This window comes from Streptomyces sp. NPDC037203 (genome assembly GCF_055605065.1).
The window spans coordinates 537,783-562,898 of sequence record NZ_JBVJUC010000004.1 but is presented as its reverse complement, the minus strand read 5'-3'; the positions used below and the strand labels follow the sequence as shown (position 1 = coordinate 562,898).

Below are 25,116 nucleotides of genomic sequence, written 5' to 3'. Positions count from 1 at the left end.
AAGGGGCCGCCCCCTGGTGGAGGCGGCCCCTTCGTCGTGCGGGCGTCACGAGGACATCGGGGGGCGGTCAGCCCAGCTTGCTCACGTCCCGCACCGCGCCCTTGTCCGCGCTGGTCGCCATCGCGGCGTAGGCGCGCAGGGCGGCGGTGACCTTGCGGTCGCGGTCCCTCGGCGCGTACACGCCGTTCAGGGCCTGCTCGCGGCGGGCCAGTTCGGCGTCGTCCACCAGCAGTTCGATGGTGCGGTTCGGGATGTCGATGCGGATGCGGTCGCCGTCCTCGACCAGGGCGATGGTGCCGCCCGAGGCCGCCTCCGGGGAGGCGTGGCCGATGGACAGGCCCGAGGTGCCGCCGGAGAAGCGGCCGTCGGTGATCAGCGCGCAGCTCTTGCCGAGGCCGCGGCCCTTCAGGTACGAGGTCGGGTAGAGCATCTCCTGCATGCCGGGGCCGCCCTTGGGGCCCTCGTAGCGGATGACGACGACGTCGCCCTCCTTGACCTCCTGGGTGAGGATGCGCTGGACGGCCTCCTCCTGGGACTCGCAGACCACGGCCGGGCCCTCGAAGGTCCAGATCGACTCGTCCACCCCGGCCGTCTTGACCACGCAGCCGTCGACGGCCAGGTTGCCGCGCAGCACCGCGAGGCCGCCGTCCTTGGAGTAGGCGTGCTCGGCGGAGCGGATGCAGCCGCCCTCGGCGTCGTCGTCCAGGGAGTCCCAGCGCTCGGACTGGGAGAAGGCCTCGGCGGAGCGGACGCAGCCGGGCGCCGCGTGCCACAGCTCGACGGCCTCGGGGGACGGGGAGCCGCCGCGCACGTCCCAGGTCTTCAGCCAGTCGGCGAGGGAGGGGCTGTGCACGGCGTGCACGTCCTCGTTCAGCAGGCCCGCGCGGTGCAGTTCGCCGAGGAGGGCGGGGATGCCGCCGGCGCGGTGCACGTCCTCCATGTAGTACGTACGGTTCTTGCCGACGTTCGGCGCGACCTTGGCGAGGCAGGGCACGCGGCGCGAGACGGCGTCGATCTGCTCCAGGCCGAAGGGGACGCCGGCCTCCTGGGCGGCGGCCAGCAGGTGCAGGATCGTGTTGGTGGAGCCGCCCATCGCGATGTCCAGGGCCATGGCGTTCTCGAAGGCCTGGAAGGTGGCGACGGAGCGGGGCAGGACGGTCTCGTCGTCCTGCTCGTAGTAGCGCCGGGTGAGGTCCATGACCGTGCGGGCGGCGTCCACGTAGAGCCGCTTGCGCGCGGTGTGGGTGGCGAGGACCGAGCCGTTGCCGGGCAGGGAGAGGCCGATGGCCTCGGTCAGGCAGTTCATCGAGTTGGCGGTGAACATGCCGGAACAGCTGCCGCAGGTCGGGCAGGCGTTCTCCTCGATGCGCAGGATGTCGGCGTCGGAGACCTTGTCGTTGGCGGCCTCCGAGATGGCGTCGATCAGGTCGAGGGAGCGCACGGTGCCGTCGACCAGGGTGGCGCGGCCGGCCTCCATGGGGCCGCCGGAGACGAAGACCGTCGGGATGTTCAGGCGCAGGGCCGCCATCAGCATGCCCGGAGTGATCTTGTCGCAGTTGGAGATGCAGACCAGGGCGTCGGCGCGGTGGGCCTCGACCATGTACTCCACGGAGTCCGCGATCAGGTCGCGGGAGGGCAGCGAGTACAGCATGCCGCCGTGGCCCATGGCGATGCCGTCGTCCACGGCGATGGTGTTGAACTCGCGCGGGATGCCGCCCGCCGCGGTGATCGCCTCGCTGACGATCCGGCCGACCGGCTGGAGGTGGGTGTGGCCCGGCACGAACTCGGTGAAGGAGTTGGCGACGGCGATGATCGGCTTACGGCCGATGTCCGCACCGGGTACACCGGAGGCGCGCATAAGGGCGCGGGCGCCCGCCATGTTGCGGCCGTGGGTGACTGTGCGGGACCTCAGCTCGGGCATCGTCGCTCGCTCCTCGATGAACAGTTCTGACTTTCTCCGAGACTACGCCGGGGCTCCAAGGAATGGACACGCTTGTCCGGAATGCGGGACGGGCATTTCACCGGCGCCCGACCGGCGGCCGTGGCCGGGGGTGCCGGTCAGGGCTGGGTGAGGTGCTTCTGCACGACGGGTGCCACCCGCGCGATGATCTCCTCCATGTCCGCCGAGGCCAGCGGCTCCAGCTTGAGGACGTAGCGCATCATGGCCGTGCCGACGAGCTGGGCCGCGGCCAGTTCGGCGCGCAGTTCGGCGTCCGGCAGGTCGAGGCGGGCGGCGACGCGGCGCACCAGCTGGGCGGCGACCAGGCGGCGGAAGACGGCGGCGGCGGTGTCGTTGGTGAGGGCCGAGCGCAGGATCGCGAGCAGCGGGGCGCGGGTCGTGGGGTTCTCCCAGACGCCGAGCACGAAGCGGGCCAGCCGCTCCCCCACCTCGTCCGGCGCGCCCTCGGCGAGGGCGGCGGGGGCGGCGAGGGCTGGGGCGAAGGCGACCTCGACGGCCGCCGCGAAGACCTGTTCCTTGGTGCCGAAGTAGTGGTGGACCAGCGCGGAGTCCACGCCGGCCGCCTTGGCGATCTGGCGTACGGAGGTCTTGTCGTACCCGCGCACGGAGAACTCCTCGCGGGCGGCGGTGAGGATGCGGTCCCGCGTGCCGGCGGAGGCGGCGCGGGAAGGGCGTCCGCGGCGGCGGGGGGACGGCTCGGGGAGGGGCGGCGGGGTGGGGCCGGTGGGGTCGGTGGGACCCGTGGAGTCGGTGGGGCCGGTCATCGGCGAGGGAGGCGGTCGGCGGCGGCCAGGTGCTTGCGGGCGAAGGCGAGGGCCTCGGCGAGATCGGCCTCGCGCTCGGCGCCGGACATCGCCCGCCGGGTGTTGACCTCGATGACGACATGGCCGGCGAAACCGGAGACGGTCAGGTGCTCCAGCAGCTCGGCGCAGGGCTGGTCGCCGCGCCCCGGCACCAGGTGCTCGTCCTTGGCCGAGCCGCGCCCGTCGGCGAGGTGGACGTGACCGAGCCGGTCGCCCATGCGGCCGATCATCTCCAGGGCGTCGGTACGGGCCGTCGACGTATGGCTGAGGTCGATGGTGAAGTGCCGGTAGTCGTCCTGGCTGACGTCCCAGGCGGGGGCGTAGGCGAGCATCTCGCGGTCGCGGTAGCGCCACGGGTACATGTTCTCGACCGCGAACCGCACGTCCGTCTCGTCCGCCATCCGCCAGATGCCCGTGACGAAGTCCCGCGCGTACTGCCGCTGCCACCGGAACGGCGGGTGGACGACGACGGTGGAGGCGCCCAGCTTCTCGGCGGCGGCACGGGCGCGGCGCAGCTTGGTCCACGGGTCGGTGGACCAGACGCGCTGGGTGATCAGCAGGCACGGGGCGTGCACGGCGAGGATCGGGATGCCGTGGTGGTCCGAGAGGCGGCGCAGCGCGTCGATGTCCTGGCTGACCGGGTCGGTCCAGACCATGACCTCGACGCCGTCGTAGCCGAGGCGCGCGGCGATCTCGAAGGCCGTCGCCGTGGACTCCGGGTAGACGGAGGCTGTCGACAGCGCTACCGGAACGGTCGTTGGTTCAGCCACGTCCGACACCTTAAGGGGTGGTGCGGTGCGGGCGCCGGGCGCCTGTTCGCCGGTGTGAGGTTTGCCATGGGGGCGGGTGCGGGCGCCTTTCGGCGACCCCGGCCGTGCGCCCCTTCGGGCGCTCAGGCCGTCCCCATGTGGTCGAGGCGCCGCAGGATCACGCCCTCCCTCAGCGCCCACGGGCATATCTCCAGGCTCTCCACCCCGAACAGGTCCATCGCGCCCTCGGCCACCAGGGCGCCCGCGAGGAGCTGGCCCGCCCTGCCGTCGGAGACGCCCGGCAGTTCGGCGCGCTGGTCGATGGTCATACCGGACAGGCGCGGGACCCAGGCTTCCAGGGATTCGCGTTTGAGCTCGCGCTGGACGTAGAGGCCCTCGGCGCTGCGGGCGGCGCCGGCGATGCGGGCGAGCTGCTTGAAGGTCTTGGAGGTGGCGACGACGTGGTCGGGGGCGCCGAAGCGGGCGAACTCGCCGACCGTGCGGGCGATCTCCGCGCGGACATGGCGGCGCAGGGCGCGCACGTCGTCCGGGGCGGGCGGGTCGCCGGGCAGCCAGCCGGCGGTGAGGCGGCCCGCGCCCAGCGGGAGGGAGGCGGCGGCGTCCGGCTCCTCGTCGATGCCGAAGGCGATCTCCAGCGAGCCCCCGCCGATGTCCAGGACCAGCAGCTTCCCGGCCGACCAGCCGAACCAGCGGCGTACGGCGAGGAAGGTGAGGCGGGCCTCCTCGGCGCCGGAGAGGACCTGGAGCCGTACCCCGGTCTCGTCGGCGACGCGGGCGAGGACCTCGTCGGCGTTGCTCGCCTCGCGCACGGCGGAGGTGGCGAAGGGCAGCAGGTCCTCGACGCCCTTGTCCTCGGCTGCCTGGAGCGCGTCCCGCACGACGTCGACGAGCTTCTCGATGCCGGCGTCGCCGATGGCACCGCTGCCGTCGAGGAGTTGGGCGAGCCGAAGGTCGGCCTTGTGCGAATGCGCGGGCAGCGGGCGCGCGCCGGGGTGGGCGTCCACCACCAGCAGATGCACCGTGTTCGAACCCACGTCCAGGACACCGAGTCTCATGTACGGAACGCTACTGCCAGAACGCGGCCCGACGGTCCCCGGACCGGGGGCGGGACACTTACCCTGGACGGGTGCCAAAGACGAAAAAGGCGAAGTCCGCGAAAGCCGGTAAGACGGACAAGGCTCACAAGGCCGTCAAAGCTGCCAAGGGGGCGAAGGTGAGCGACGAGCAGGGGCTCGACTTCGCGCGCGCGTGGGTGGAGTTTCCGGACCCGGCGGACGACGAGCAGGTCTTCCGCTGCGATCTGACCTGGCTGACCTCGCGCTGGAACTGCATCTTCGGCAGCGGCTGCCAGGGCATCAAGGCGGGGCGCGCGGACGACGGGTGCTGCACGCTGGGGGCGCACTTCTCCGACGAGGACGACGAGAAGCGGGTGGCCGAGCACGTGGCGCGGCTCACGCCGGAGATCTGGCAGCACCACGCGGAGGGCACGCGGGACGGCTGGGTCTCCGAGGACGAGGAGGGGTCCCGGCAGACGCGGCCCTTCCAGGGGTCGTGCATCTTCCAGAACCGGCCCGGTTTCGCGGGCGGCGCGGGCTGCTCGCTGCACATCCTCGCTCTCAAGGAGGGCCGGGAGCCGCTGGAGACCAAGCCGGACGTGTGCTGGCAGCTGCCGGTCCGCCGGACGTACGAGTGGATCGACCGGCCCGACGACACGCGGGTGCTCCAGGTCTCCATCGGGGAGTACGACCGCAGGGGCTGGGGTCCCGGTGGCCACGACCTGCACTGGTGGTGCACCTCGGCCACGTCGGCGCACGGCGCGGGCGATCCGGTGTACGTCTCGTACCGGGCGGAACTGACGGAGCTGATGGGCAAGGAGGGCTACGACCGGCTGGCCGAGCTCTGCGAACAGCGTCTGTCGGCCCAGCTCCCCCTGCTGGCCCCCCACCCGGCCGACCCCGCGCCCTGATCCGGCCTGATCCAAACGGAAGACCCTAGCCACCCGACGGAGTCGGTGTCCCGCTGTCCGTCGGGGTCGGCGTCGGCGGGGGCGTCGTGGACGGCGGCGGGTCGGTCGGGGTCGGCGGGGGCGTCGGCTGGGTGGTCGGCGGCGGGGTCGCCGGGGAGGTCGGCGCGGTGGTCGCCGGCGGTGGCGGAGCCTGGGTCGGGCGCGTGGGGAGCGGGCCGTAGCCGGTGATGGTGACCACGGCGCCGCCGGGCGCGAGGGAGATCCGGGCCCGCCAGGCCCCCCTGGGCTCGTGGAGGTGGTCGACGTACGCCTTCAGGGTCACGCTCGCGCCGGGGGCGAGGGTGCCCGAGGACCGGCTCAGGTAGAGCCACGCGGAACCGGTGACGGCGGACCAGCGGACCGGGTCGGGCCCGGTGGCGGTCAGCGTGATCAGCGTGGTGTCGCCGTCGTTCGCCGCCGTCACCGACAGGCTCCCGGCCGAGCCGTCCGCCGTGCCGGGCGCCGTGCTCATCACCTCCACCGAGACGTCCGGCTTGCCGTTCCTGCCCGCGCCCGGCTTCCGGCTCGCGCTGGCCGCGTTCTCGTACGCCCCGCCCGTGCCGTCCCCGCCGGCCGCGTCCGGGCCCCGCTCCTCGCGCGCGGTGCCGGGGCGGCCGTCCGGCTCCCCCGTCGGCGCGCCCCGGTACGCCGCCCACAGGGCCAGCACCGGGGCCGCCACCACCGTCGCCACCACGGTCGTCGTCACCGCGCGGGCGCGCAGCCGGTCGCGGCGGGCCGCGCGGTCGCCGGGGTCCATCGGGAAGCCCCGCCGGTCGAAGCGGGGCGCGTCCGCGACCTTCGCGCGGGGGCGCGGGACGAGGGCCGCGCGGGGCGCCGCCAGGACGGGCAGTTCGGCGGGGGTGACCGAGGTGCCGGGCCAGCGGCCGGGGGCCGCGCGTTCGGCACTGCGGCGGCAGCGCGGGCAGTCGTCGACGTGCCGGACCAGCTCGCGGCGGAGCGCGGTGCTGAGGATCAGCCTGCTGTCGCCGGTGAGGTGGGCGACGCTCGGGCAGCCGCCGCTCTCCACCACGGCGAGCGCGGCCCGAGTGCGCTCGACCTCGCAGGCGGCCGTGGCGAGCAGCTCGCGGGCGGCGGCCGGTGCCATGCCGAGGACGGCGGCGACCTCGGAGGCGGTCAGATGGTGCCGGACGGCGAGTTCCAGGGCCTCGCGCTGCTCGGGCGTGGTGCCGGCCGCCTCCGGCCAGGCGAGCAGGGACAGTTCACGGCGCCGGCGTTCCCGCACCTGTGGGGGGAGCGCGGGATCGGGCGTCTGCGGCCCGGTCCCCTGCCCCTTGTCCGTGCCGCCCGTGCGGCCCGCCGCGTGCGCGGCCTGACGTTTCTGCTTCGCCTCGGCCAGTCTGCGCAGACACGCCCAGCGGGCCAGCGCGTACAGCCAGGCCCTGCGCTCGCCGCCGGTCGCGGGCGCGCGGTGGGTCCGCCGCCCGGCCAGGGCGAGGGCGTCGCGGAGCGCGGCGGTGGCCGCGTCGTGGTCGCACAGCACGGACAGGCAGTAGGTGAACAGGCCGTCCACGTACGACACGTACGGCTCATCCGGCTCCTGGCGGGCCGAGGCCCGCCGGGCGAGGGTGCGGGCGGCGGCACGGTCGCGCGCCTCACGCGCCTCACGTGCCCCCCGCGCCTCGTCGGCCTCACGTGACTCGAACACAGCGGGCATCCGCGCCCCTTCGCGCGGTTCACGCCCCTCGCTCGCCTCTCGTGCTTCGCGCGCCGTGCCGTACGCCCGGTGCGCGCCGGTGCGGGTGGTGGTCTCCGGGCTGCTGCTCATCACCCGTGCGACCGTAGGCGGCGGGGCAGCGCCCGCTCCGGAGCCTTGAGCACTTTTAATCCGTACGGGTGAAACGATCCCTCATAAGGGGACACGAGCGTTGTGTTCCGTGGCCGGATTCCACGGGTCGGCGACCGCCGCCCGGCCACCCGATCGGCGGCCCCCGGTCCCGTTGTCGGTGCCGCGGGCTACGGTTTCCGCATGGCTGCCCGTACCAAGACCACCAAGGACCGTCCGTCCTACCGCTGCACCGAGTGCGGCTGGCAGACGGCCAAGTGGCTCGGCCGCTGCCCCGAGTGCCAGGCGTGGGGCACGGTCGAGGAGTACGGCGCGCCCGCGGTCCGCACCACGGCACCCGGCCGCGTCGTCACCTCGGCGCTGCCCATCGGCCAGGTCGACGGCCGGCAGGCCACCGCCCGCTCCACCGGGGTGCCCGAGCTGGACCGGGTGCTCGGCGGCGGGCTGGTGCCGGGCGCGGTGGTGCTGCTGGCGGGCGAGCCGGGCGTCGGCAAGTCCACCCTGCTGCTGGACGTGGCGGCCAAGGCGGCGAGCGAGGAGCACCGCACCCTCTATGTCACCGGCGAGGAGTCGGCGAGCCAGGTGCGGCTGCGCGCCGACCGCATCAACGCGCTGCACGACCAGCTGTATCTGGCCGCCGAGACCGACCTCTCCGCCGTCCTCGGGCACCTGGACGAGGTCAAGCCGTCCCTGCTGGTCCTCGACTCGGTACAGACGGTCGCCTCCCCGGAGATCGACGGCGCGCCCGGCGGCATGGCCCAGGTCCGGGAGGTGGCCGGGGCGCTGATCCGCGCCTCCAAGGAGCGCGGCATGTCCACGCTGCTGGTCGGCCATGTCACCAAGGACGGCGCGATCGCGGGCCCGCGCCTGCTGGAGCACCTGGTGGACGTCGTCCTGCACTTCGAGGGCGACCGGCACGCCCGGCTCCGCCTGGTGCGCGGCGTGAAGAACCGGTACGGCGCGACGGACGAGGTCGGCTGCTTCGAGTTGCACGACGAGGGGATCACCGGCCTCGCCGACCCCAGCGGCCTGTTCCTGACCCGGCGCGACGAACCGGTGCCGGGCACCTGCCTGACCGTGACCCTGGAAGGCCGCCGCCCGCTGGTCGCGGAGGTGCAGGCGCTGACCGTGGACTCCCAGATCCCCTCCCCCCGGCGTACGACCTCGGGCCTGGAGACCTCCCGCGTCTCGATGATGCTGGCCGTGCTCGAACAGCGCGGCCGGATCAGCGCGCTCGGCAAGCGGGACATCTACTCGGCGACGGTCGGCGGCGTGAAGCTGTCCGAGCCGGCCGCCGACCTGGCCATCGCCCTCGCGCTGGCCTCCGCCGCGAGCGACACCCCGCTGCCGAAGAACCTGGTGGCCATCGGCGAGGTGGGTCTCGCGGGCGAGGTGCGGCGGGTCACGGGCGTGCAGCGCAGGCTCGCCGAGGCGCACCGGCTCGGCTTCACGCACGCCCTGGTGCCGGGCGATCCGGGGAAGGTCCCGGCGGGGATGAAGGTGCTGGAAGTCGCGGACATGGGGGATGCGCTGCGGGTGCTGCCCCGCTCCCGTCGCCGGGAGGCCCCACGGGAGACGGAGCAGCGCCGGTAGACTTTGCCCAGGTCTCGCCCGTCCGTACGAACCGAGTGCGGGCACGGGTGCGCGTGAGAACCCCCGACCGGAGGAGTGCAGTGGCAGCCAACGACCGGGCAGCAGCTCCCGGAAAGTCCGGTGGGAGTGCCGGTTCCGATGGCCTGATGCGCGCGGCGCTGAGCGCCGTGGCTCCCGGTACGGCCATGCGCGACGGCCTGGAGCGCGTGCTGCGCGGCAACACCGGCGGCCTGATCGTGCTCGGCTCCGACAAGACCGTCGAGGCGATGTGCACGGGCGGGTTCGTGCTGGACGTGGAGTTCGCCGCGACCCGGCTGCGGGAGCTGTGCAAGCTGGACGGCGGCATCGTGCTCTCCTCGGATCTGTCGAAGATCCTGCGCGCGGGCGTCCAGCTGGTCCCGGACCCGACCATCCCGACGGAGGAGACCGGCACCCGGCACCGTACGGCGGACCGGGTGAGCAAGCAGGTCGGCTTCCCCGTCGTCTCCGTCTCCCAGTCCATGCGCCTGATCGCGCTGTACGTGGACGGTCAGCGCCGGGTCCTGGAGGACTCGGCGGCGATCCTCTCGCGCGCCAACCAGGCGCTGGCCACGCTGGAGCGGTACAAGCTCCGCCTGGACGAGGTGGCGGGCACGCTGTCGGCGCTGGAGATCGAGGACCTGGTGACGGTGCGGGACGTGTCCGCCGTCGCGCAGCGCCTGGAGATGGTGCGCCGGATCGCCACCGAGATCGCCGAGTACGTGGTGGAGCTGGGCACCGACGGCCGTCTTCTCTCGCTCCAGCTCGAGGAGTTGATCGCGGGGGTCGAGCCGGACCGCGAGCTGGTGGTGCGGGACTACGTGCCCGAGCCGACCGCGAAGCGCTCCCGCACCGTGGAGGAGGCCCTGGCGGAGCTGAACGCGCTGACCCAGGCGGAGCTGATCGAGGTCGGCACGGTGGCGCGGGCGCTGGGCTACACCGGGTCGCCCGAGACCCTGGACTCCGCGGTGTCCCCGCGGGGCTTCCGGCTGCTGGCCAAGGTGCCGCGGCTGCCGGGGGCGATCATCGACCGGCTGGTGGAGCATTTCGGCGGGCTGCAGAAGCTGCTCGCGGCGAGTGTGGACGACCTCCAGACGGTGGACGGGGTGGGCGAGGCGCGGGCCAGGAGCGTGCGGGAGGGGCTCTCGCGGCTGGCGGAGTCCTCGATCCTGGAGCGGTACGTCTGATTTCTCGGCGTCCGGCAGGCCCGTCGATCCCTCGCGGTCGGCGGTGCTAGTCCGCCGACAGCACGAACGACGCCTGAAGCTTCCCGTACCCCGGTGTCTTCGCCTCCAGCAGGTACGTACCCGGCTTCGCCGTGCCACTCGGCGGGGTCGCGCAGTGGGCGGCGCTCGGGTGGCGGTCCCACTTCACCGTGTACGTGATGGACTTGCCGGCCGGTACCCGGAACAGCAGGTGGCCGGCGCCTTCGGGGCAGTCGGCGGAGGACCAGAAGGGGTTGTGGCCGTCGGCCGGGGTGATGGTCAACACCGCGTTCCGGGGCCCGAGATCGACCTTGCAGTCGGCGGACGACGTGTTCCTCGCGGTCAGTTCGAACACCGGCGTCTGGTCCGGCGAGTAGGAGTTGTGCACACTGCGCAGGCCCAACGACACCGCTCCGGAAGTGCAGTTGGCCAGTGCGGAGGAGCCGGGCAGCGCGTCACCCGCGGCCACCGCCCCGCCGCCCGCGGCGGACGAGCCGCCCGAACCGGCGGATCCGCCCGAGCCCGAACCGGAGTCCCCGGCACCGGAGGACCCGGCACCCTGATCCGAACCGGACCCGGAACCGGCGGACCCGGACCCCGAGTCCGCTCCCCCCGACTCGTCCCGCCCGCCCGGATGTTGGCTGTACGCGGGACCCGAGCCGGACGGCCCCGGAGTGATCGTGTTCGTGGGGTTCTTGCCGCCGGACGCGCTGCCGCCCTTCTTCCCGCCTCCGCCGCCCCCCGCGGTGACGATCCACGTGATCAGCAGCGCCGAGACGACGACCACCGACAGCAGTACGACCCTCCTGCGCCAGTAGATGGAGGAGGGAAGCGGCCCGACCGGATTGCGCAGAGATCCCACGCCCAAACTCTACGAGAGTTCGGCGCGCGGCCTTGCCCCACCCGCCGACCACGCGGCAACTTTTCCGGATCATCATTCCGGCAACTGCCCGCGCAGGCACGGTTCTTCAGCGTTCGGCACGCTGAGTGACGGCCTGGTCACCCGCGCCACCCCGCGCGGCGTGGCAGGATCGGAAGGCCATGACCGAGAAACTCCACGCCCCCGTGATCGCCTGGTTCGACGCCCATGCCCGCGACCTCCCCTGGCGCCGCCCGGAGGCGGGCGCGTGGGGCGTGATGGTCAGCGAGTTCATGCTTCAGCAGACCCCGGTGAACCGGGTGCTGCCCGTCTACGAGCAGTGGCTCGCCCGCTGGCCGCGCCCCGCCGACCTGGCGAAGGAGGCGCCCGGCGAGGCGGTGCGCGCCTGGGGCCGGCTCGGCTATCCGCGCCGCGCGCTGCGGCTGCACGGCGCCGCGGTCGCCATAACGGAACGGCACGGCGGCGACGTACCGGCGGAGCACGCGCAGTTGCTCGCGCTGCCCGGCATCGGCGAGTACACGGCCGCCGCGGTGGCCTCGTTCGCCTACGGGCAGCGGCACCCGGTACTGGACACGAATGTGCGAAGGGTGCTGGCGCGGGCGGTGACGGGTGTGCAGTACCCGCCGAACGCGACGACCGCGGCCGAGCGGCGGCTGGCCCGCGAACTGCTGCCCGAGGACGAGCGGACGGCCGCGCGCTGGGCCGCCGCCTCCATGGAGCTGGGCGCGCTGGTGTGCACCGCGAAGAACGAGGGGTGCGCGCGCTGCCCGATCGCCGCGCAGTGCGCCTGGCGGCAGGCGGGCAAGCCCGAGCACCAGGGGCCGCCGCGGCGCGGGCAGACCTACGCCGGCACGGACCGGCAGGTGCGCGGCAAGCTGCTCGCGGTGCTGCGGGAGGCGCACACGCCGGTGCCGCAGGCACTGCTCGACCGGGTGTGGCACGAGCCGGTGCAGCGGGCCCGCGCGCTGGACGGGCTGGTCGCCGACGGTCTGGTGGAGCCGCTGCCGGGTGGTCTGTACCGGCTGCCGCTGACCTGACCCGCGGTCAGGTCACGCTTTCCCCCGCACTGTTACGGCGCCCGTCGCCCAACCGGTCTACCACAAAAGCCTCATAACTGGACATACGGGCCGCACTCTTTACCCCGTCCCTACGGCCGTTACACAACCGACGGATAGCCGATTGCCAGCCGAAGGCTGGTCCGCACAGCCCCGTGACAACGACTGCCTACCTTCATTTCCGTGCCCGACAGACCACGGGCCGGCAGGACAGCGGGACTTCGGCGGAGCCGGAGCACACGGGGAACGGAGGCGGTTGAACATGGCGCAGGGCGAGGTGCTCGCATTCGAGGAGTACGTCCGCACACGACAGGACGCGCTGCTGCGCAGTGCGCGTCGGCTGGTGCCGGACCCCGTGGACGCGCAGGACCTGCTCCAGACCGCGCTGGTACGGACGTACGGCCGCTGGGACGGCATCGCCGACAAGCGGCTCGCCGACGCCTATCTGCGCCGGGTCATGATCAACACGCGTACCGAGTGGTGGCGGGCCCGCAAGCTGGAGGAGGTCCCCACCGAGCAGCTGCCGGACGCCAGCGTGGACGACTCCGCCGAGCAGCACGCCGACCGGGCCCTGCTGATGGACATCCTGAAAGTCCTCGCCCCCAAGCAGCGCAGTGTCGTGGTGCTGCGACACTGGGAGCAGATGTCCACCGAGGAGACGGCCGCGGCCCTGGGCATGTCGGCCGGTACGGTCAAGAGCACGCTGCACCGGGCGCTCGCCCGGCTCCGCGAGGAGCTGGAGGCCCGCGACCTGGACGCACGGGCGCTGGAGCGTGAGGAGCGGGAGCGTTGCGCGGCCTGACAGGGCTCGGGCCCACACGGGCCCGTGGGAGTTGGCTGGCGGTGATCGCGGCGGTGGCCTCGGTCACCGCCCTCGCCCTTTTCGTCGCGGCCTGCGGCACGGGCGGCCTGGGCGCACGGGACGAGGGCCCGGCGCACGCCTCGGCGGTGGCCGGTGCCGTGGCGTCGCCGGCACCCTCGCCGAGCGATCCGGACAAGTACCGGAAGGTGGACGCCGTCCAGCTGATCAAGAACGACCCGGCGGTGTCCGCCACCGTGAAGCGGGAGCTCAAGCCGTGCAGCGGCAACGAGTACCCGGTGGACGTCAGCTACGGCGACCTGACCGGGTCCCCGGTGGACGACGTCGTGATCAACGTGCTGACCTGCGCGGACGCGGTCGGGATCGGCTCGTACGTCTACCGTGACGACGCCGGGACCTTCACGAACGTCTTCCGCACCGAGGAATCGCCGGTCTACGCCGAGATCGATCAGGGCCGGCTGTCGGTCACCAGGCAGTATTACGAGAAGGGCGATCCCATTTCCAGCCCGTCCGGTGAGATCGTGACGCCGTACAGCTGGAAGGCGGGACGGTTCACGCCGGGCAAGAGTGTGCGCAACGAGTACAGCAAGTCGGCCGGGCAGGTCCCGACGCCCGTGCCGGACAGCTGAACCGCGCTCCGACCGGACCACCAGCACTTCACGAGGACAGAGAGCACCGGGATGGCAGACCAGACCCACGTTCTGTTCGTCGAGGACGACGACGTCATCCGCGAGGCCACGCAGCTCGCCCTGGAGCGGGACGGCTTCGCGGTCACCGCCATGCCCGACGGCCTGTCGGGCCTTGAGGCGTTCCGCGCGAACCGCCCGGACATCGCCCTGCTCGACGTGATGGTGCCGGGCCTCGACGGGGTCAGCCTGTGCCGCCGGATCCGGGACGAGTCGACGGTCCCGGTGATCATGCTGTCGGCGCGCGCCGACTCCATCGACGTCGTCCTCGGCCTGGAGGCCGGCGCGGACGACTATGTGACCAAGCCGTTCGACGGTGCCGTACTGGTCGCCCGGATCCGTGCGGTGCTGCGCCGCTTCGGGCACGCCGGCGGCTCCGCGCACCCGGAGGAGCCCGCGTCCGCGGTGCAGGGCGGCACGCTGACCTTCGGCGAGCTGCGGATCGACACCGACGGCATGGAGGTGAGCCGGGCCGGTCAGCCGGTGGCGCTCACCCCGACGGAGATGCGGCTGCTGCTGGAGTTCTCCTCCGCGCCCGGCACCGTGCTCTCCCGCGACAAGCTGCTGGAGCGGGTGTGGGACTACGGCTGGGGCGGGGACACCCGCGTGGTCGACGTCCATGTGCAGCGGCTGCGGCAGAAGATCGGCCAGGACCGCATCGAGACGGTCCGCGGCTTCGGCTACAAGCTGAAGGCCTGAACGGAGCGGCATGCGGGGGTTTCTGCGCCACCCGGTCCGGCGCATGGAGCGCGTGGGCCTGCACACCGGCATCCGGTGGAAGCTCAGTGCGGCGATCGCGCTGGTCGCCGGGCTCGTGGCGATCGCACTGAGCCTGGTCGTGCACAACGCGGCCCGCGTCTCGATGCTGGACAACGCGCGCGACCTGGCCAATGACCGGGTCCAACTGGCCCAGCGCAACTACGAGTTGTACGGGCGGACGAACTTCCCGAACATAAAGATCGACGATCCGGCGATACCGCCGGCGGTGCGCGAGAAGGTGATGGCCGGGCGCCGGGCGAGCGATGTCTCCGACCGCGGCTCGGGGGCGCCGGACATCTGGGCGGCGGTGCCGGCCAAGGACGGGCATGTGCTGTCGCTGCACAGCCACTTCCCGGACCGCTCCATGGACGTGATGAAGGACCTGGACCAGGCCCTGGTCATCGGGTCCATCGCGGTCGTCCTCGGCGGCAGTGCGCTCGGCGTACTGATCGGCGGGCAGCTCTCCGGCCGGCTGCGCAAGGCCGCGGTCGCCGCGAACCGGGTCGCGCGGGGCGAGACCGAGGTCCGGGTGCGGGAGGCCATCGGCGGGGTCGTACGGGACGAGACCGACGATCTCGCGCGGGCGGTGGACGCCATGGCGGACGCGCTGCGCCAGCGCCTGGAGGCCGAGCGGCGGGTCACCGCGGACATCGCGCACGAGCTGCGCACCCCGGTGACCGGGCTGCTGACGGCCGCCGAGCTGCTGCCGCCGGGCCGGCCCACGGAGCTGGTCCTGGACCGGGCCAAGGCGATGCGCACGCTGGTGGAGGACGTGCTGGAGGTGGCCCGCCTGGACAGCGCCTCGGAACGGGCCGAGCTCCAGGACATCATGCTGGGCGAGTTCGTCGCGCGGCGGGTGGCGGCGAAGGATCCGGACATCGTCGTACGGGTGGTGCACGAGTCGGAGGTGACGACGGACCCGCGCCGCCTCGAACGCGTGCTGTTCAACCTGCTGGCCAACGCCGCGCGGCACGGACGGCCGCCGATCGAGGTGAGCGTCGAGGGCCGGGTGATCCGGGTCCGCGACCACGGCCCCGGCTTCCCCGAGGAACTCCTGGCGGAGGGGCCGAGCCGCTTCCGCACCGGCAGCATGGACCGCGCCGGCCAGGGCCACGGCCTGGGCCTGACCATCGCCGCGGGCCAGGCCCGCGTGCTCGGCGCCCGCCTCACCTTCCGCAACATCCGCCCCACGGGCGTCCCGACGGACCTCCCGGCGGAGGGGGCGGTGGCGGTGCTGTGGCTGCCGGAGCATGCGCCGACGAATACGGGGAGCTATCCGATGCTGCCGCTGTCCGGGGGCGCGGGCTGAGCGGGGGCGCCGCCCTCGGACAGACCCCGCACATGACGAAGGCCCCCGTGGCGGACACCGCCGGGGGCCTTCGCCGTACCGCGCCTCGCGTCAGACCGCCTCGACCAGCGGAACGGCCTTCTCCTCCGGCTTGGCCGCCTGCGGGCCGCCCCGCAGCGGGACCTCCTTGACGAAGAGGGCGCCGACGAGGACCAGGACGGCGATCACGGAGCCCAGCAGGAACGCGGAGTGCGTGCCGGCGGAGACCGCGTGCTGGTATGCCTCACGGGCCAGCGGCGGCAGCTTCGCCAGGCTCTTGGCGTCCAGCTGCGCGGACTTCTCGGTGATGCCCTTGCCCAGCGAGCCCGCCCGCTCGGCCATGACGTCCTTGACCTTGTTGTTGAACAGCGCGCCCATGATGGCGACACCGAACGAGGAGCCGAGCGTACGGAACAGCGTCGTCGAGGAGGACGCCACGCCCATGTCCTTCATCTCCACGCTGTTCTGCGCCACCAGCATGGTGATCTGCATCAGGCAGCCCATGCCGAGGCCGAGGACCGCCATGTAGACGCCGGAGGTGAAACGGCTGGTACCGGTGTCCATCAGCGACAGCAGGTACAGACCCGCGATCATCAGCACACCGCCGGCGATCGGGAACACCTTGTAGCGCCCGGTGTTGGTGGTGACCCGCCCGGCGACCATCGACGTCACCAGCATCGCGCCGAGCATCGGCAGCAGCAGCAGTCCGGAGTTGGTCGCCGACGCGCCCTGCACCGCCTGCTGGTACAGCGGCAGGAACAGCGTCGCGCCGAACATCACGAAACCGGTGATGAAGCCGATCACGGACATCAGGGTGAAGTTGCGGCTGCGGAAGATGTGCAGCGGCAGCACCGGGTCGGCGGCCTTCGTCTGCCAGAACACGAACCCGGCCAGCGCCACCACGCCGATGGCTATCAGTTCCATGATCCGCGCGGAGGTCCAGGCGTACTCGCTGCCGCCCCAGGTGGTGACCAGCACGATCGAGGTGATACCGACGGTCAGCAGGATGACACCGAGGTAGTCGATGCCCGCCTTGGCCCGCTTCTTCGGCAGGTGCAGCACCACGCTGACCAGCACCAGCGCGACCGCGCCGAGCGGCAGGTTGATGTAGAAGGACCAGCGCCAGCCCCAGTTGTCGGTGATGGTGCCGCCGACCAGCGGTCCGCCGATCATCGCCAGCGCCATCACGGCGGCCATCATGCCCTGGTACTTGCCCCGCTCCCGCGGCGGCACGAGGTCGCCGATGATCGCCATGACGCCGACCATCAGACCGCCGGCACCGAGGCCCTGCACGGCACGGAAGCCGATCAGCTCGCCCATGTTCTGGGCCATGCCGCTGAGCGCGGAGCCGATCAGGAAGATCACGATCGAGCCGAGGAAGGCGCCCTTGCGCCCGTACATGTCGCCGAGCTTGCCCCAGATCGGGGTGGAGGCGGCGGTGGCCAGCGTGTAGCCGGTGACCACCCAGGACAAGTGTTCCAGGCCCCCCAGCTCGCCGACGATGGTGGGCATCGCGGTGCCCACGATCATGTTGTCGAGCATCGCGAGCATCATCGCGATCATGAGCGCGAGCAGTACGACGCGCACGCTCCGTTGCTTCTTGCCCCCCTGGGGCCCTGCCACTGTGTCCGCCATCTCTTCCCTGCTTCCCCCTGGTCGGCTACTTACTTGCCGCCCGGCTAGTTAGTACACTGCGTAAAGTAGACGGCTAACTAGCCGGGCGTCAAGTAAGTTTCCGCGGAAGCGCGAGGAGTACGAGGATGGGCGTCACCATGGACGGCACCAAGCAGCAGCGCCGCGGCAACACCCGCCAGCGCATCCAGGACGTCGCGATCGAACTCTTCGCCGAGCAGGGGTACGAGAAGACCTCGCTGCGCGAGATCGCCGAGCGCCTCGACGTCACCAAGGCGGCCCTGTACTACCACTTCAAGACCAAGGAAGAGATCATCGTCAGCCTCTTCGAGGATCTGACGCAGCCGATCACCGACCTGATCGAGTGGGGTCGCGGCCAGCCGCACACCCTGGAGACGAAGCAGCAGATCGTACGGCGCTACAGCGAGGCGCTCTCGCACGCCGAGCCGCTTTTCCGCTTCATGCAGGAGAACCAGGCGACGGTGCGGGAGCTGCGCATCGGCGAGACCTTCAAGGACCGCATGCACGGGCTGCGGGAAATCCTCGTGGACCCGGACGCCGAGCTGGTCGACCAGGTGCGCTCGCTCAGCGCGCTGTTCACCCTGCACGCCGGGATGTTCGTGATGCAGGACCTGGTGGGCGACGTGGAGAAGCGGCGCCAGGCGGTGCTGGAGGTCGCCCTCGACCTGGTCACCCAGGCGCACGAGCACGCCCACGCCGACGACTGAGCCGCCCGGTCGGCTCACTCGACACGGACGGCTCTCAGGACTCGGCCGGCTCAGACGCGGACGCCCTTGCCCTTCAGGAACGGCACCGGGTTGAGGGCGGAGCCGTAGTTCGGGGTCTTGCGGATCTCGAAGTGCAGGTGGGGGCCCGTGGAGTTGCCCGTGGAGCCGGACAGGGCGATGTGCTGGCCGGTCTTCACCTTCTGGCCGATCCGGACGTCGACGCGGGACAGGTGCGCGTACTGGGAGTAGACGCCGTTCTCGTGCTTGATCACGACGGCGTTGCCGTACGCGGGACCGTCACCGGCGCCGTTGGGGCCGGCCTTGACCACGGTTCCGCCGTGCACGGCGACGACCTCGGTCCCGGTGGCCACGGCGAAGTCCTGGCCGCTGTGCTTGGCGACCCAGTGGGCGCCGGACTGGTTGAAGCCCGCGGAGAGCGAGTACTTCTTCACCGGGTCGACCCAGGAGGCCGCCGACGGAGCGGCGCTCGCGACTCCGGCACCCAGCACGACCGGGACAGCGACACCGGCGGCCAGGAAGGCGGCGCGGGTACGGAGCGAGGACGTACGGGGGGCACGGGACGTGAAGCGCTTGGACATCGAGACCTCGTGAACTCGGGGACAGATCGGCCGCCCGGCGGACAGGTGTTCGCCAGGGCGGCCATCCCTTGGTAACCGATCGCCCCTTCCGGGCGGAAGTGGGGCATCTACGGCGTCCGGTAGTAGATGAGGCGAAAACCATCCATCGCCTTGACAGCCCCCGCACCGACCCGGAAGCCCCCCACCCGACGTGCCCGTTTCCACCCGGAACCAGGGATCTACGAGTGCTTTGCCCACCCTTTACCCGCGGGAACATCCCACTATCGGGGCTAGTAAGGGATAAATCGCCTGTGCGGCATGTCACCGGCTCCGCGACCCGGCGGGGCTGTGAATGTGATGCAGACCCCTATCCACCTACCGTTCGGTAACCCTACGGTTCCCCTCGCGCCATCCGCACCACAGATCATGCACCTGCCATCCGGCACCGCGTACGTGACGTGAGAGGAACCCCCACCGATGACCAGCCCCCTGGCGCGCCGCCTCACCGTGACCGCCGTCTCCGTGGCCGCCCTGGCCGCGGTGGCCGGCCCGGCCCGTGCGGCGGACGCCACCACGGCCCCGGCCGCCACCGCGGCGGCGAGCGCCGCGACCGGCAAGGTCGACTTCGCCACCTGGCAGAACGACTGCCAGACCGTGATGGACCAGGCCCTGCCCTACCTGAAGCAGCGCATCGCCGCCGCCGGGCCGGGCGACAAGCAGGCCATCGTCTTCGACATCGACAACACCACGCTGGACACCGACCTGGGCTTCACGGTCCCCCAGACGGCCAACAAGCCGGTCTTCGACGTCGCCCAGTACGCCCAGGAGCACGGCGTCGCCCTCTTCTTCGTGACCGCCCGACCGGGCATCATCGAGGCGCCCACCAAGTGGAATCTCGAGTACGACGGCTACAAGGTCTCCGGCATCTCCGTGCGCGGCTTCTTCGACCTCTTCAAGAACGTCGCGGACTACAAGACGGCCCAGCGCGTCGCCATCGAGAACAAGGGCTACGACATCATCGCCAACATCGGCAACAGCACGACCGACCTCTCCGGCGGCCACGCGGACCAGACCTTCAAACTGCCCGACTACGACGGCCAGCTCTCGTAAGTCGCATTCCGAAGCCGGCCGTTGCCCGCCGCGCGGGAAAACCGAAAGGGGCCGGTGCCAAAAGCACCGGCCCCTTCGGCTGAAACGCCGAGGACTTACGCGTCCTTGCTCAGGTTCGGGCCGCCGCCCGCCGCCTGCTCGATCGGCGGGGCGTCCGGCAGAGCGGACTTCTCCTCGCCGCGGAAGGTGAAGGTCGCGGAGTCGCCCTCGCCCTCGGTGTCCACGACCACGATGTGGCCGGGGCGCAGCTCGCCGAAGAGGATCTTCTCGGAGAGGCTGTCCTCGATCTCGCGCTGGATCGTACGGCGCAGCGGCCGGGCGCCCAGCACGGGGTCGTAGCCCCGCTTGGACAGCAGTTCCTTGGCGGACTGGGAGAGCTCGATGCCCATGTCCCGGTCCTTCAGGCGCTCGTCCACCTTGCTGATCATCAGGTCGACGATCCGCAGGATGTCCTCCTGCGTGAGCTGCGGGAAGACGACCACGTCGTCCACACGGTTGAGGAACTCGGGCCGGAAGTGCTGCTTCAGCTCGTCCTGGACCTTGTTCTTCATGCGCTCGTAGTTGGTCTTCGTGTCACCCGAGGCGGCGAAGCCCAGGTTGAAGCCCTTGGAGATGTCCCGCGTGCCGAGGTTGGTCGTCATGATGATGACCGTGTTCTTGAAGTCCACGACCCGGCCCTGGGAGTCGGTCAGGCGACCGTCCTCCAGGATCTGCAGCAGCGAGTTGAAGATGTCCGGGTGGGCCTTCTCGACCTCGTCGAACAGCACGACGGAGAACGGCTTGCGGCGCACCTTCTCGGTCAGCTGGCCGCCCTCTTCGTAGCCCACGTAGCCGGGGGGCGAGCCGAAGAGACGCGAGACCGTGTGCTTCTCGCTGAACTCCGACATGTCGAGGGAGATCAGCGCGTCCTCGTCGCCGAAGAGGAACTCGGCGAGCGCCTTGGACAGCTCGGTCTTACCGACACCGGAGGGGCCGGCGAAGATGAACGAGCCACCGGGGCGCTTCGGGTCCTTCAGACCGGCACGCGTACGGCGGATCGCCTTGGACAGCGCCTTGACGGCGTCGACCTGGCCGATGACCCGCTTGTGCAGCTCGTCCTCCATGCGCAGCAGGCGGGAGGACTCCTCCTCGGTCAGCTTGAAGACCGGGATGCCGGTGGCCGTGGCGAGGACCTCGGCGATCAGCTCGCCGTCGACCTCGGCGACGACGTCCATGTCGCCGGCCTTCCACTCCTTCTCGCGCTTGGCCTTGGCGGCCAGGAGCTGCTTCTCCTTGTCGCGCAGCGAGGCGGCCTTCTCGAAGTCCTGCGAGTCGATCGCGGACTCCTTGTCCCGGCGGACGCCGGCGATCTTCTCGTCGAACTCGCGGAGGTCCGGCGGCGCGGTCATCCGGCGGATGCGCATCCGGGAGCCGGCCTCGTCGATCAGGTCGATGGCCTTGTCCGGCAGGAAGCGGTCCGAGATGTAGCGGTCGGCCAGGGTGGCGGCCTGGACCAGCGCCTCGTCGGTGATGGAGACGCGGTGGTGCGCCTCGTACCGGTCGCGCAGGCCCTTGAGGATCTCGATGGTGTGCGGCAGGGACGGCTCGGCGACCTGGATGGGCTGGAAGCGGCGCTCCAGGGCCGCGTCCTTCTCCAGGTGCTTGCGGTACTCGTCCAGCGTGGTCGCACCGATGGTCTGGAGTTCACCGCGGGCCAGCATCGGCTTGAGGATGGAGGCCGCGTCGATGGCGCCCTCGGCGGCACCCGCACCGACCAGCGTGTGCAGCTCGTCGATGAACAGGATGATGTCGCCGCGGGTGCGGATCTCCTTGAGGACCTTCTTCAGGCGCTCCTCGAAGTCACCGCGGTAGCGGGAGCCGGCGACCAGGGCGCCGAGGTCCAGCGTGTAGAGGTGCTTGTCCTTCAGCGTCTCGGGCACCTCGCCCTTGACGATGGCCTGGGCGAGGCCCTCCACGACGGCGGTCTTGCCGACGCCGGGCTCACCGATCAGCACCGGGTTGTTCTTGGTGCGGCGGGAGAGCACCTGCATGACCCGCTCGATCTCCTTCTCGCGCCCGATGACCGGGTCGAGCTTGGATTCGCGGGCGGCCTGGGTGAGGTTCCGGCCGAACTGGTCCAGGACCAGGGAGGTCGAGGGGGTGCCCTCGGCCGGGCCGCCGGCGGTGGCGGTCTCCTTGCCCTGGTAGCCGGAGAGCAGCTGGATGACCTGCTGCCGCACCCGGTTGAGGTCGGCACCCAGCTTGACCAGGACCTGGGCGGCGACGCCCTCGCCCTCACGGATCAGGCCGAGCAGGATGTGCTCCGTGCCGATGTAGTTGTGGCCCAGCTGAAGGGCCTCGCGGAGCGACAGCTCCAGGACCTTCTTGGCACGGGGGGTGAAGGGGATGTGGCCGGACGGGGCCTGCTGGCCCTGACCGATGATCTCCTCCACCTGCTGACGGACCGCCTCGAGCGAAATGCCGAGGCTCTCCAGGGCCTTAGCGGCGACACCTTCGCCCTCGTGGATGAGACCCAGGAGGATGTGCTCGGTGCCGATGTAGTTGTGGTTGAGCATCCGGGCTTCTTCCTGAGCCAGGACGACAACCCGCCGCGCGCGGTCGGTGAACCTCTCGAACATCGTTAATCGCTCCTCAGAGCGGTCAGGCAGTGGGGGGAACTTCCCCTCCCTGTCCTTCCGCAGCTTAGTCCCGCAAGCGGGGACCGCTCATTCCAACTGCCGACACCGTCCTTGGCCTCCTGACCGCGAACGCCGACATCTGCTCCAACCCGATGGTGCGAGACGATGTTCCCGCAGGCCAGGCAGTTACCCCACTCGCCACTACGCCGATGGCGAACGGGAGACCGCCGCGCCCACGCGTCGCCCCCTCCCACTAGGCATGTCTTACCCGCGAGGACTGACACTCCATGCCGAGTGCACCGGTTCCCTCCGCTATGGGCGAACAACCTTGCGGTCCCCCACACCACCGAGCGCCCGCTTTTTCGGCACGATGTGCGATCGGTGGGGCACTCAGCGTAACTCGCCGCCTGTCCCGCCTGTTGCACCCGGCATGACTGGCACGGTCCCCACGACCTCCACGGTCCCCCTTCCCCGCCGCCCCGTCGAACCGGGAGCGCCCGGCGCGCGCGGGTGCGGGCCGGGATGGCGCCGGGTGCGGCGCTGGTACGAGCGGGAGCTGGGCTGGCCGACCGTGCCCGGACCGCCGCCGGGGCTGCCGGCCGGGGTGCGCTTCGACGTCCTGGACGTGCCGGCCGAGGCGGGCGCGCGGGCGCTGCGGCATCTGGCGCCGGGCTCGCCGGTGGCCCTGCAAGGGGGCCGGATGCGGCTGCTGGTGGCCGCGGGCTGCGCGGAGGAGCTGCCGGGGCTGCTGGACTGGCTGGAGTGGGGCGCCGTGGCGCTCGATCTGCGGGCCCTGGGGGCGGGGGACGTCCTGGAGGCGCCCCTGCCGCCCGGTCGGCCGCTGCCGCCGTCCGGCGGCCCGAAGGGGGCCGCCGTGTGGCTGCGGCCCCCTGTGCCGGGAGGCGAGGCGGCTGCCTCGCTGCCCGCGATGCCGGGTGCGGGGCGCGAGGGGAGCGCCCCGGATCTCGTACGGCTGGTGGACACGGTGGCGGCGTGGTGTCACCGCGTCCGGCTGCGGCGGGAATGCGGCGGGGTGCCGGTCTCGCCGTAGCGCCGTACTGATGGTCGTACCGATATCCGGCCGATTCGACCGGTCAGCCGTTGGCCTTTTCGTACGCCTCGCGGATGGAGGCGGGAACACGGCCGCGGTCGTTGACCTCCAGGCCGTTCTCCTTGGCCCAGGCGCGGATCGCCGCGGTGTCCTGGTTGCCGCTGGAGGCGGCGCGCGTCTTTGCGCGGCCACCGGAAGCACGGCCACCGGTACGACGGCCACCCTTGACATAAGGGTCGAGAAGGCCGCGCAGCTTGTCCGCATTGGCGGTCGTGAGATCGATCTCGTACGTCTTGCCGTCCAGCGCGAACGTCACCGTCTCGTCCGCCTCGCCGCCGTCGAGGTCGTCGACAAGAAGGACCTGAACCTTCTGTGCCACCGGATTTCCTTTCATCGATAACGTTGAGGGTCAGGGTGCGTGCGTCCGCCCGTTTCGCCGCCCCTGTTATATGCAGTACTGCGATACATCGGAAAGCAAACCGCTTTTGCGGGAAAAACACAAACCCCTGGGAGAGCGGTGGGGAGGGCGCACCGGCCGGAAAGATACGCGTTTCGGACATAGGGCACCGCGCATAGTCGCCGGGCAAAGACGATCACAGATGCAGAAGCATCCGGCTGTTGCCCAGGGTGTTCGGTTTCACTCGTTCGAGTCCGAGGAACTCCGCGACGCCCTCGTCATAGGAACGCAGCAGCTCCGCGTAGACATCGGTGTCGACCGGCGTCTCGCCGATCTCGACGAAGCCGTGCTTCCCGAAGAAGTCGACTTCGAAGGTCAGGCAGAATACCCGGCGAACACCGAGCCAGCGCGCGGTCTGGAGCAACTTCTCCAGCAACTGGTGGCCGACGCCCGCGCCCTTGAGACCGGGCTTCACCGCAAGAGTGCGGACTTCCGCGAGGTCCTCCCACATGACGTGCAGCGCGCCGCAGCCGACGACCTCGGCGTTGTCGTCCCGTTCCGCGACCCAGAACTCCTGGATGTCCTCGTAAAGCGTGACCGTGGCTTTGTCGAGCAGGATGCGGCCCTGGACGTAGGCGTCGAGGAGCCGGCGCACGGCCGGCACATCGCCGGTCCTGGCCCGGCGGACGGTGATGGCTTTTGCGGAGACTTCGGGGCGCTTCGCGGACATGGGCGGACGCTATCGCCCGGCGGTGTCCTGAGCCGAGCCGGGGTTCTCCTGTTGCTCCGCTTGTGCGGCTCGCGGTTCCGCGGCTTCGGGGGCTTGCCGGGTTTCCGGTCCCTGGACGATGCGTACGGCGTCCCGAAGGGCCTGGCGCTGTTCCTCGCTCATCATCCCGAAGAACGCGACGAGTGCGGCGGCGGGGTTGTCGCTCTGCGACCAGGCGTCGTTCATGAGGGCGGCGGCGTAGGCGGCGCGGGTGGAGACGGCCTCATATCGATAGGCCCGGCCTTCCGCCTCGCGGCGGACCCAGCCCTTCTGATGGAGATTGTCCAAAACCGTCATCACGGTGGTGTACGCGATGGTGCGTTCCTGCTGGAGGTCTTCCAGGACTTCCCGAACGGTCACCGGGCGGTTCCACTTCCACACCCGCGTCATGACCGCGTCTTCGAGTTCTCCCAAGGGGCGAGGCACAACTCAGAACAATAGTGGGAGATCCGGACAAAGACCTGCCAGACGTGGCTGAACCTTGCTAACCCAGACAAAAAGGGCGCATCCGGGGAAAGCGGCACTTCCCCCCCGGCCCGCGGCGATCC

23 protein-coding genes are annotated in these 25,116 nt (G+C 71.3%); 11 read left to right on the top strand and 12 right to left on the bottom strand.

Annotated features, from left to right (window positions below; translation table 11 throughout):
* Window positions 1–67: 67 nt before the first annotated feature.
* From ilvD to ACZ7EC_RS15870, 4 genes are all read right to left on the bottom strand, one after another.
* Window positions 68–1,921 carry a dihydroxy-acid dehydratase gene (ilvD, locus tag ACZ7EC_RS15885; protein WP_471062844.1) on the bottom strand — a complete coding sequence of 618 codons (1,854 nt, stop codon included), beginning with the start codon at window positions 1,919–1,921 and terminating at the stop codon, window positions 68–70.
* A gap of 137 nt (window positions 1,922–2,058) precedes the next feature.
* Entirely contained in the window at window positions 2,059–2,724 is a 666-nt protein-coding gene (locus ACZ7EC_RS15880; RefSeq protein WP_471062843.1) for a TetR/AcrR family transcriptional regulator, read from the bottom strand.
* Window positions 2,721–3,533 (bottom strand): sugar phosphate isomerase/epimerase family protein, encoded by an 813-nt coding sequence (locus tag ACZ7EC_RS15875; RefSeq protein WP_471062842.1) that lies wholly within the window; start codon window positions 3,531–3,533, stop codon window positions 2,721–2,723. Before ACZ7EC_RS15875 ends, ACZ7EC_RS15880 begins: the two co-directional genes overlap by 4 nt.
* A 122-nt stretch (window positions 3,534–3,655) precedes the next feature.
* Entirely contained in the window at window positions 3,656–4,588 is a 933-nt protein-coding gene (locus tag ACZ7EC_RS15870; RefSeq protein ID WP_471062841.1) for a Ppx/GppA family phosphatase, read from the bottom strand.
* A 71-nt stretch (window positions 4,589–4,659) separates the two neighbouring features.
* Between ACZ7EC_RS15870 and ACZ7EC_RS15865 the strand changes: the two genes are divergently transcribed.
* The gene (locus tag ACZ7EC_RS15865) at window positions 4,660–5,499 is read left to right on the top strand and encodes a DUF3109 family protein (RefSeq protein ID WP_471062840.1); all 840 of its coding nucleotides are present in this window, start codon (window positions 4,660–4,662) and stop codon (window positions 5,497–5,499) included.
* A gap of 25 nt (window positions 5,500–5,524) precedes the next feature.
* On the opposite strand, the gene ACZ7EC_RS15860 is transcribed toward ACZ7EC_RS15865, so the two are convergent.
* Complete coding sequence (locus ACZ7EC_RS15860) at window positions 5,525–7,213, bottom strand: BACON domain-containing protein (protein ID WP_471062907.1); 1,689 nt, start codon at window positions 7,211–7,213, stop codon at window positions 5,525–5,527.
* A 312-nt stretch (window positions 7,214–7,525) separates the two neighbouring features.
* Between ACZ7EC_RS15860 and radA the strand changes: the two genes are divergently transcribed.
* Window positions 7,526–8,935, top strand: a complete 1,410-nt coding sequence (radA, locus tag ACZ7EC_RS15855) for a DNA repair protein RadA (protein WP_471062839.1) — start codon at window positions 7,526–7,528, stop codon at window positions 8,933–8,935.
* 80 nt (window positions 8,936–9,015) lie between these two features.
* Entirely contained in the window at window positions 9,016–10,140 is a 1,125-nt protein-coding gene (gene disA, locus ACZ7EC_RS15850) for a DNA integrity scanning diadenylate cyclase DisA (protein ID WP_471062838.1), read from the top strand.
* A 46-nt stretch (window positions 10,141–10,186) separates the two neighbouring features.
* Here disA and ACZ7EC_RS15845 read toward each other — a convergent pair whose 3' ends face one another.
* Window positions 10,187–11,020 carry a hypothetical protein gene (locus ACZ7EC_RS15845; protein ID WP_471062836.1) on the bottom strand — a complete coding sequence of 278 codons (834 nt, stop codon included), beginning with the start codon at window positions 11,018–11,020 and terminating at the stop codon, window positions 10,187–10,189.
* Window positions 11,021–11,199: 179 nt separating this feature from the next.
* On the opposite strand from ACZ7EC_RS15845, the gene ACZ7EC_RS15840 reads away from it, so the two are divergent.
* The 5 genes from ACZ7EC_RS15840 to cseC all read left to right on the top strand — a co-directional run bounded on the left by ACZ7EC_RS15840 (window position 11,200) and on the right by cseC (window position 15,667).
* Window positions 11,200–12,075 carry an HhH-GPD family protein gene (locus ACZ7EC_RS15840; protein WP_471062835.1) on the top strand — a complete coding sequence of 292 codons (876 nt, stop codon included), beginning with the start codon at window positions 11,200–11,202 and terminating at the stop codon, window positions 12,073–12,075.
* 280 nt (window positions 12,076–12,355) lie between these two features.
* A complete protein-coding gene (locus ACZ7EC_RS15835; protein ID WP_471062833.1) occupies window positions 12,356–12,895 on the top strand; it encodes a SigE family RNA polymerase sigma factor in 540 nt (179 codons plus the stop codon).
* On the top strand, window positions 12,883–13,542 hold the full coding sequence (locus tag ACZ7EC_RS15830; RefSeq protein WP_471062831.1) for a hypothetical protein: 660 nt from the start codon (window positions 12,883–12,885) through the stop codon (window positions 13,540–13,542). Before ACZ7EC_RS15835 ends, ACZ7EC_RS15830 begins: the two co-directional genes overlap by 13 nt.
* 51 nt (window positions 13,543–13,593) lie before the next feature.
* Window positions 13,594–14,298 carry a two-component system response regulator CseB gene (gene cseB, locus ACZ7EC_RS15825; protein WP_471062829.1) on the top strand — a complete coding sequence of 235 codons (705 nt, stop codon included), beginning with the start codon at window positions 13,594–13,596 and terminating at the stop codon, window positions 14,296–14,298.
* 10 nt (window positions 14,299–14,308) lie between these two features.
* Window positions 14,309–15,667 (top strand): two-component system sensor histidine kinase CseC, encoded by a 1,359-nt coding sequence (cseC, locus tag ACZ7EC_RS15820; RefSeq protein ID WP_471062828.1) that lies wholly within the window; start codon window positions 14,309–14,311, stop codon window positions 15,665–15,667.
* A 90-nt stretch (window positions 15,668–15,757) separates the two neighbouring features.
* Here the strand turns inward: cseC and ACZ7EC_RS15815 are convergent, their stop codons facing one another.
* The gene (locus ACZ7EC_RS15815; protein WP_471062826.1) at window positions 15,758–17,320 is read right to left on the bottom strand and encodes an MDR family MFS transporter; all 1,563 of its coding nucleotides are present in this window, start codon (window positions 17,318–17,320) and stop codon (window positions 15,758–15,760) included.
* A 125-nt stretch (window positions 17,321–17,445) separates the two neighbouring features.
* Between ACZ7EC_RS15815 and ACZ7EC_RS15810 the strand changes: the two genes are divergently transcribed.
* Window positions 17,446–18,045, top strand: coding sequence for a TetR/AcrR family transcriptional regulator (locus tag ACZ7EC_RS15810; RefSeq protein ID WP_471062824.1), 600 nt, complete (start codon window positions 17,446–17,448; stop codon window positions 18,043–18,045).
* Window positions 18,046–18,095: 50 nt separating this feature from the next.
* Here ACZ7EC_RS15810 and ACZ7EC_RS15805 read toward each other — a convergent pair whose 3' ends face one another.
* Window positions 18,096–18,644, bottom strand: coding sequence for a M23 family metallopeptidase (locus tag ACZ7EC_RS15805; protein WP_471062821.1), 549 nt, complete (start codon window positions 18,642–18,644; stop codon window positions 18,096–18,098).
* 456 nt (window positions 18,645–19,100) lie between these two features.
* Here ACZ7EC_RS15805 and ACZ7EC_RS15800 point away from each other — a divergent pair, with 456 nt between their 5' ends.
* The gene (locus ACZ7EC_RS15800; protein WP_471062820.1) at window positions 19,101–19,733 is read left to right on the top strand and encodes an HAD family acid phosphatase; all 633 of its coding nucleotides are present in this window, start codon (window positions 19,101–19,103) and stop codon (window positions 19,731–19,733) included.
* A 95-nt stretch (window positions 19,734–19,828) separates the two neighbouring features.
* Here ACZ7EC_RS15800 and ACZ7EC_RS15795 read toward each other — a convergent pair whose 3' ends face one another.
* On the bottom strand, window positions 19,829–22,351 hold the full coding sequence (locus ACZ7EC_RS15795; protein WP_397984716.1) for an ATP-dependent Clp protease ATP-binding subunit: 2,523 nt from the start codon (window positions 22,349–22,351) through the stop codon (window positions 19,829–19,831).
* A gap of 430 nt (window positions 22,352–22,781) precedes the next feature.
* Here ACZ7EC_RS15795 and ACZ7EC_RS15790 point away from each other — a divergent pair, with 430 nt between their 5' ends.
* A complete protein-coding gene (locus ACZ7EC_RS15790) occupies window positions 22,782–23,402 on the top strand; it encodes an SCO3374 family protein (protein WP_471062819.1) in 621 nt (206 codons plus the stop codon).
* Window positions 23,403–23,445: 43 nt separating this feature from the next.
* Here the strand turns inward: ACZ7EC_RS15790 and ACZ7EC_RS15785 are convergent, their stop codons facing one another.
* From ACZ7EC_RS15785 to ACZ7EC_RS15775, 3 genes are all read right to left on the bottom strand, one after another.
* Window positions 23,446–23,781: a histone-like nucleoid-structuring protein Lsr2 gene (locus tag ACZ7EC_RS15785; protein ID WP_471062817.1), complete on the bottom strand. Its 336-nt coding sequence runs from the start codon at window positions 23,779–23,781 to the stop codon at window positions 23,446–23,448.
* A 214-nt stretch (window positions 23,782–23,995) separates the two neighbouring features.
* Complete coding sequence (locus tag ACZ7EC_RS15780) at window positions 23,996–24,529, bottom strand: amino-acid N-acetyltransferase (RefSeq protein WP_471062816.1); 534 nt, start codon at window positions 24,527–24,529, stop codon at window positions 23,996–23,998.
* A 9-nt stretch (window positions 24,530–24,538) separates the two neighbouring features.
* A complete protein-coding gene (locus ACZ7EC_RS15775) occupies window positions 24,539–24,958 on the bottom strand; it encodes a BlaI/MecI/CopY family transcriptional regulator (protein ID WP_471062815.1) in 420 nt (139 codons plus the stop codon).
* Between the last annotated feature and the right edge of the window lie 158 nt (window positions 24,959–25,116).

Coding starts and splice junctions, on each gene's coding strand:
- ilvD (WP_471062844.1), bottom strand. CDS start 1,921: ATGCCCGAGCTGAGGTCCCGCACAGTCACCCACGGCCGCAACATGGCG.
- ACZ7EC_RS15880 (WP_471062843.1), bottom strand. CDS start 2,724: ATGACCGGCCCCACCGACTCCACGGGTCCCACCGACCCCACCGGCCCC.
- ACZ7EC_RS15870 (WP_471062841.1), bottom strand. CDS start 4,588: ATGAGACTCGGTGTCCTGGACGTGGGTTCGAACACGGTGCATCTGCTG.
- ACZ7EC_RS15860 (WP_471062907.1), bottom strand. CDS start 7,213: ATGCCCGCTGTGTTCGAGTCACGTGAGGCCGACGAGGCGCGGGGGGCA.
- radA (WP_471062839.1), top strand. CDS start 7,526: ATGGCTGCCCGTACCAAGACCACCAAGGACCGTCCGTCCTACCGCTGC.
- ACZ7EC_RS15840 (WP_471062835.1), top strand. CDS start 11,200: ATGACCGAGAAACTCCACGCCCCCGTGATCGCCTGGTTCGACGCCCAT.
- ACZ7EC_RS15835 (WP_471062833.1), top strand. CDS start 12,356: ATGGCGCAGGGCGAGGTGCTCGCATTCGAGGAGTACGTCCGCACACGA.
- cseB (WP_471062829.1), top strand. CDS start 13,594: ATGGCAGACCAGACCCACGTTCTGTTCGTCGAGGACGACGACGTCATC.
- cseC (WP_471062828.1), top strand. CDS start 14,309: ATGCGGGGGTTTCTGCGCCACCCGGTCCGGCGCATGGAGCGCGTGGGC.
- ACZ7EC_RS15815 (WP_471062826.1), bottom strand. CDS start 17,320: ATGGCGGACACAGTGGCAGGGCCCCAGGGGGGCAAGAAGCAACGGAGC.
- ACZ7EC_RS15810 (WP_471062824.1), top strand. CDS start 17,446: ATGGGCGTCACCATGGACGGCACCAAGCAGCAGCGCCGCGGCAACACC.
- ACZ7EC_RS15805 (WP_471062821.1), bottom strand. CDS start 18,644: ATGTCCAAGCGCTTCACGTCCCGTGCCCCCCGTACGTCCTCGCTCCGT.
- ACZ7EC_RS15800 (WP_471062820.1), top strand. CDS start 19,101: ATGACCAGCCCCCTGGCGCGCCGCCTCACCGTGACCGCCGTCTCCGTG.
- ACZ7EC_RS15795 (WP_397984716.1), bottom strand. CDS start 22,351: ATGTTCGAGAGGTTCACCGACCGCGCGCGGCGGGTTGTCGTCCTGGCT.
- ACZ7EC_RS15790 (WP_471062819.1), top strand. CDS start 22,782: ATGACTGGCACGGTCCCCACGACCTCCACGGTCCCCCTTCCCCGCCGC.
- ACZ7EC_RS15780 (WP_471062816.1), bottom strand. CDS start 24,529: ATGTCCGCGAAGCGCCCCGAAGTCTCCGCAAAAGCCATCACCGTCCGC.
- ACZ7EC_RS15775 (WP_471062815.1), bottom strand. CDS start 24,958: ATGACGCGGGTGTGGAAGTGGAACCGCCCGGTGACCGTTCGGGAAGTC.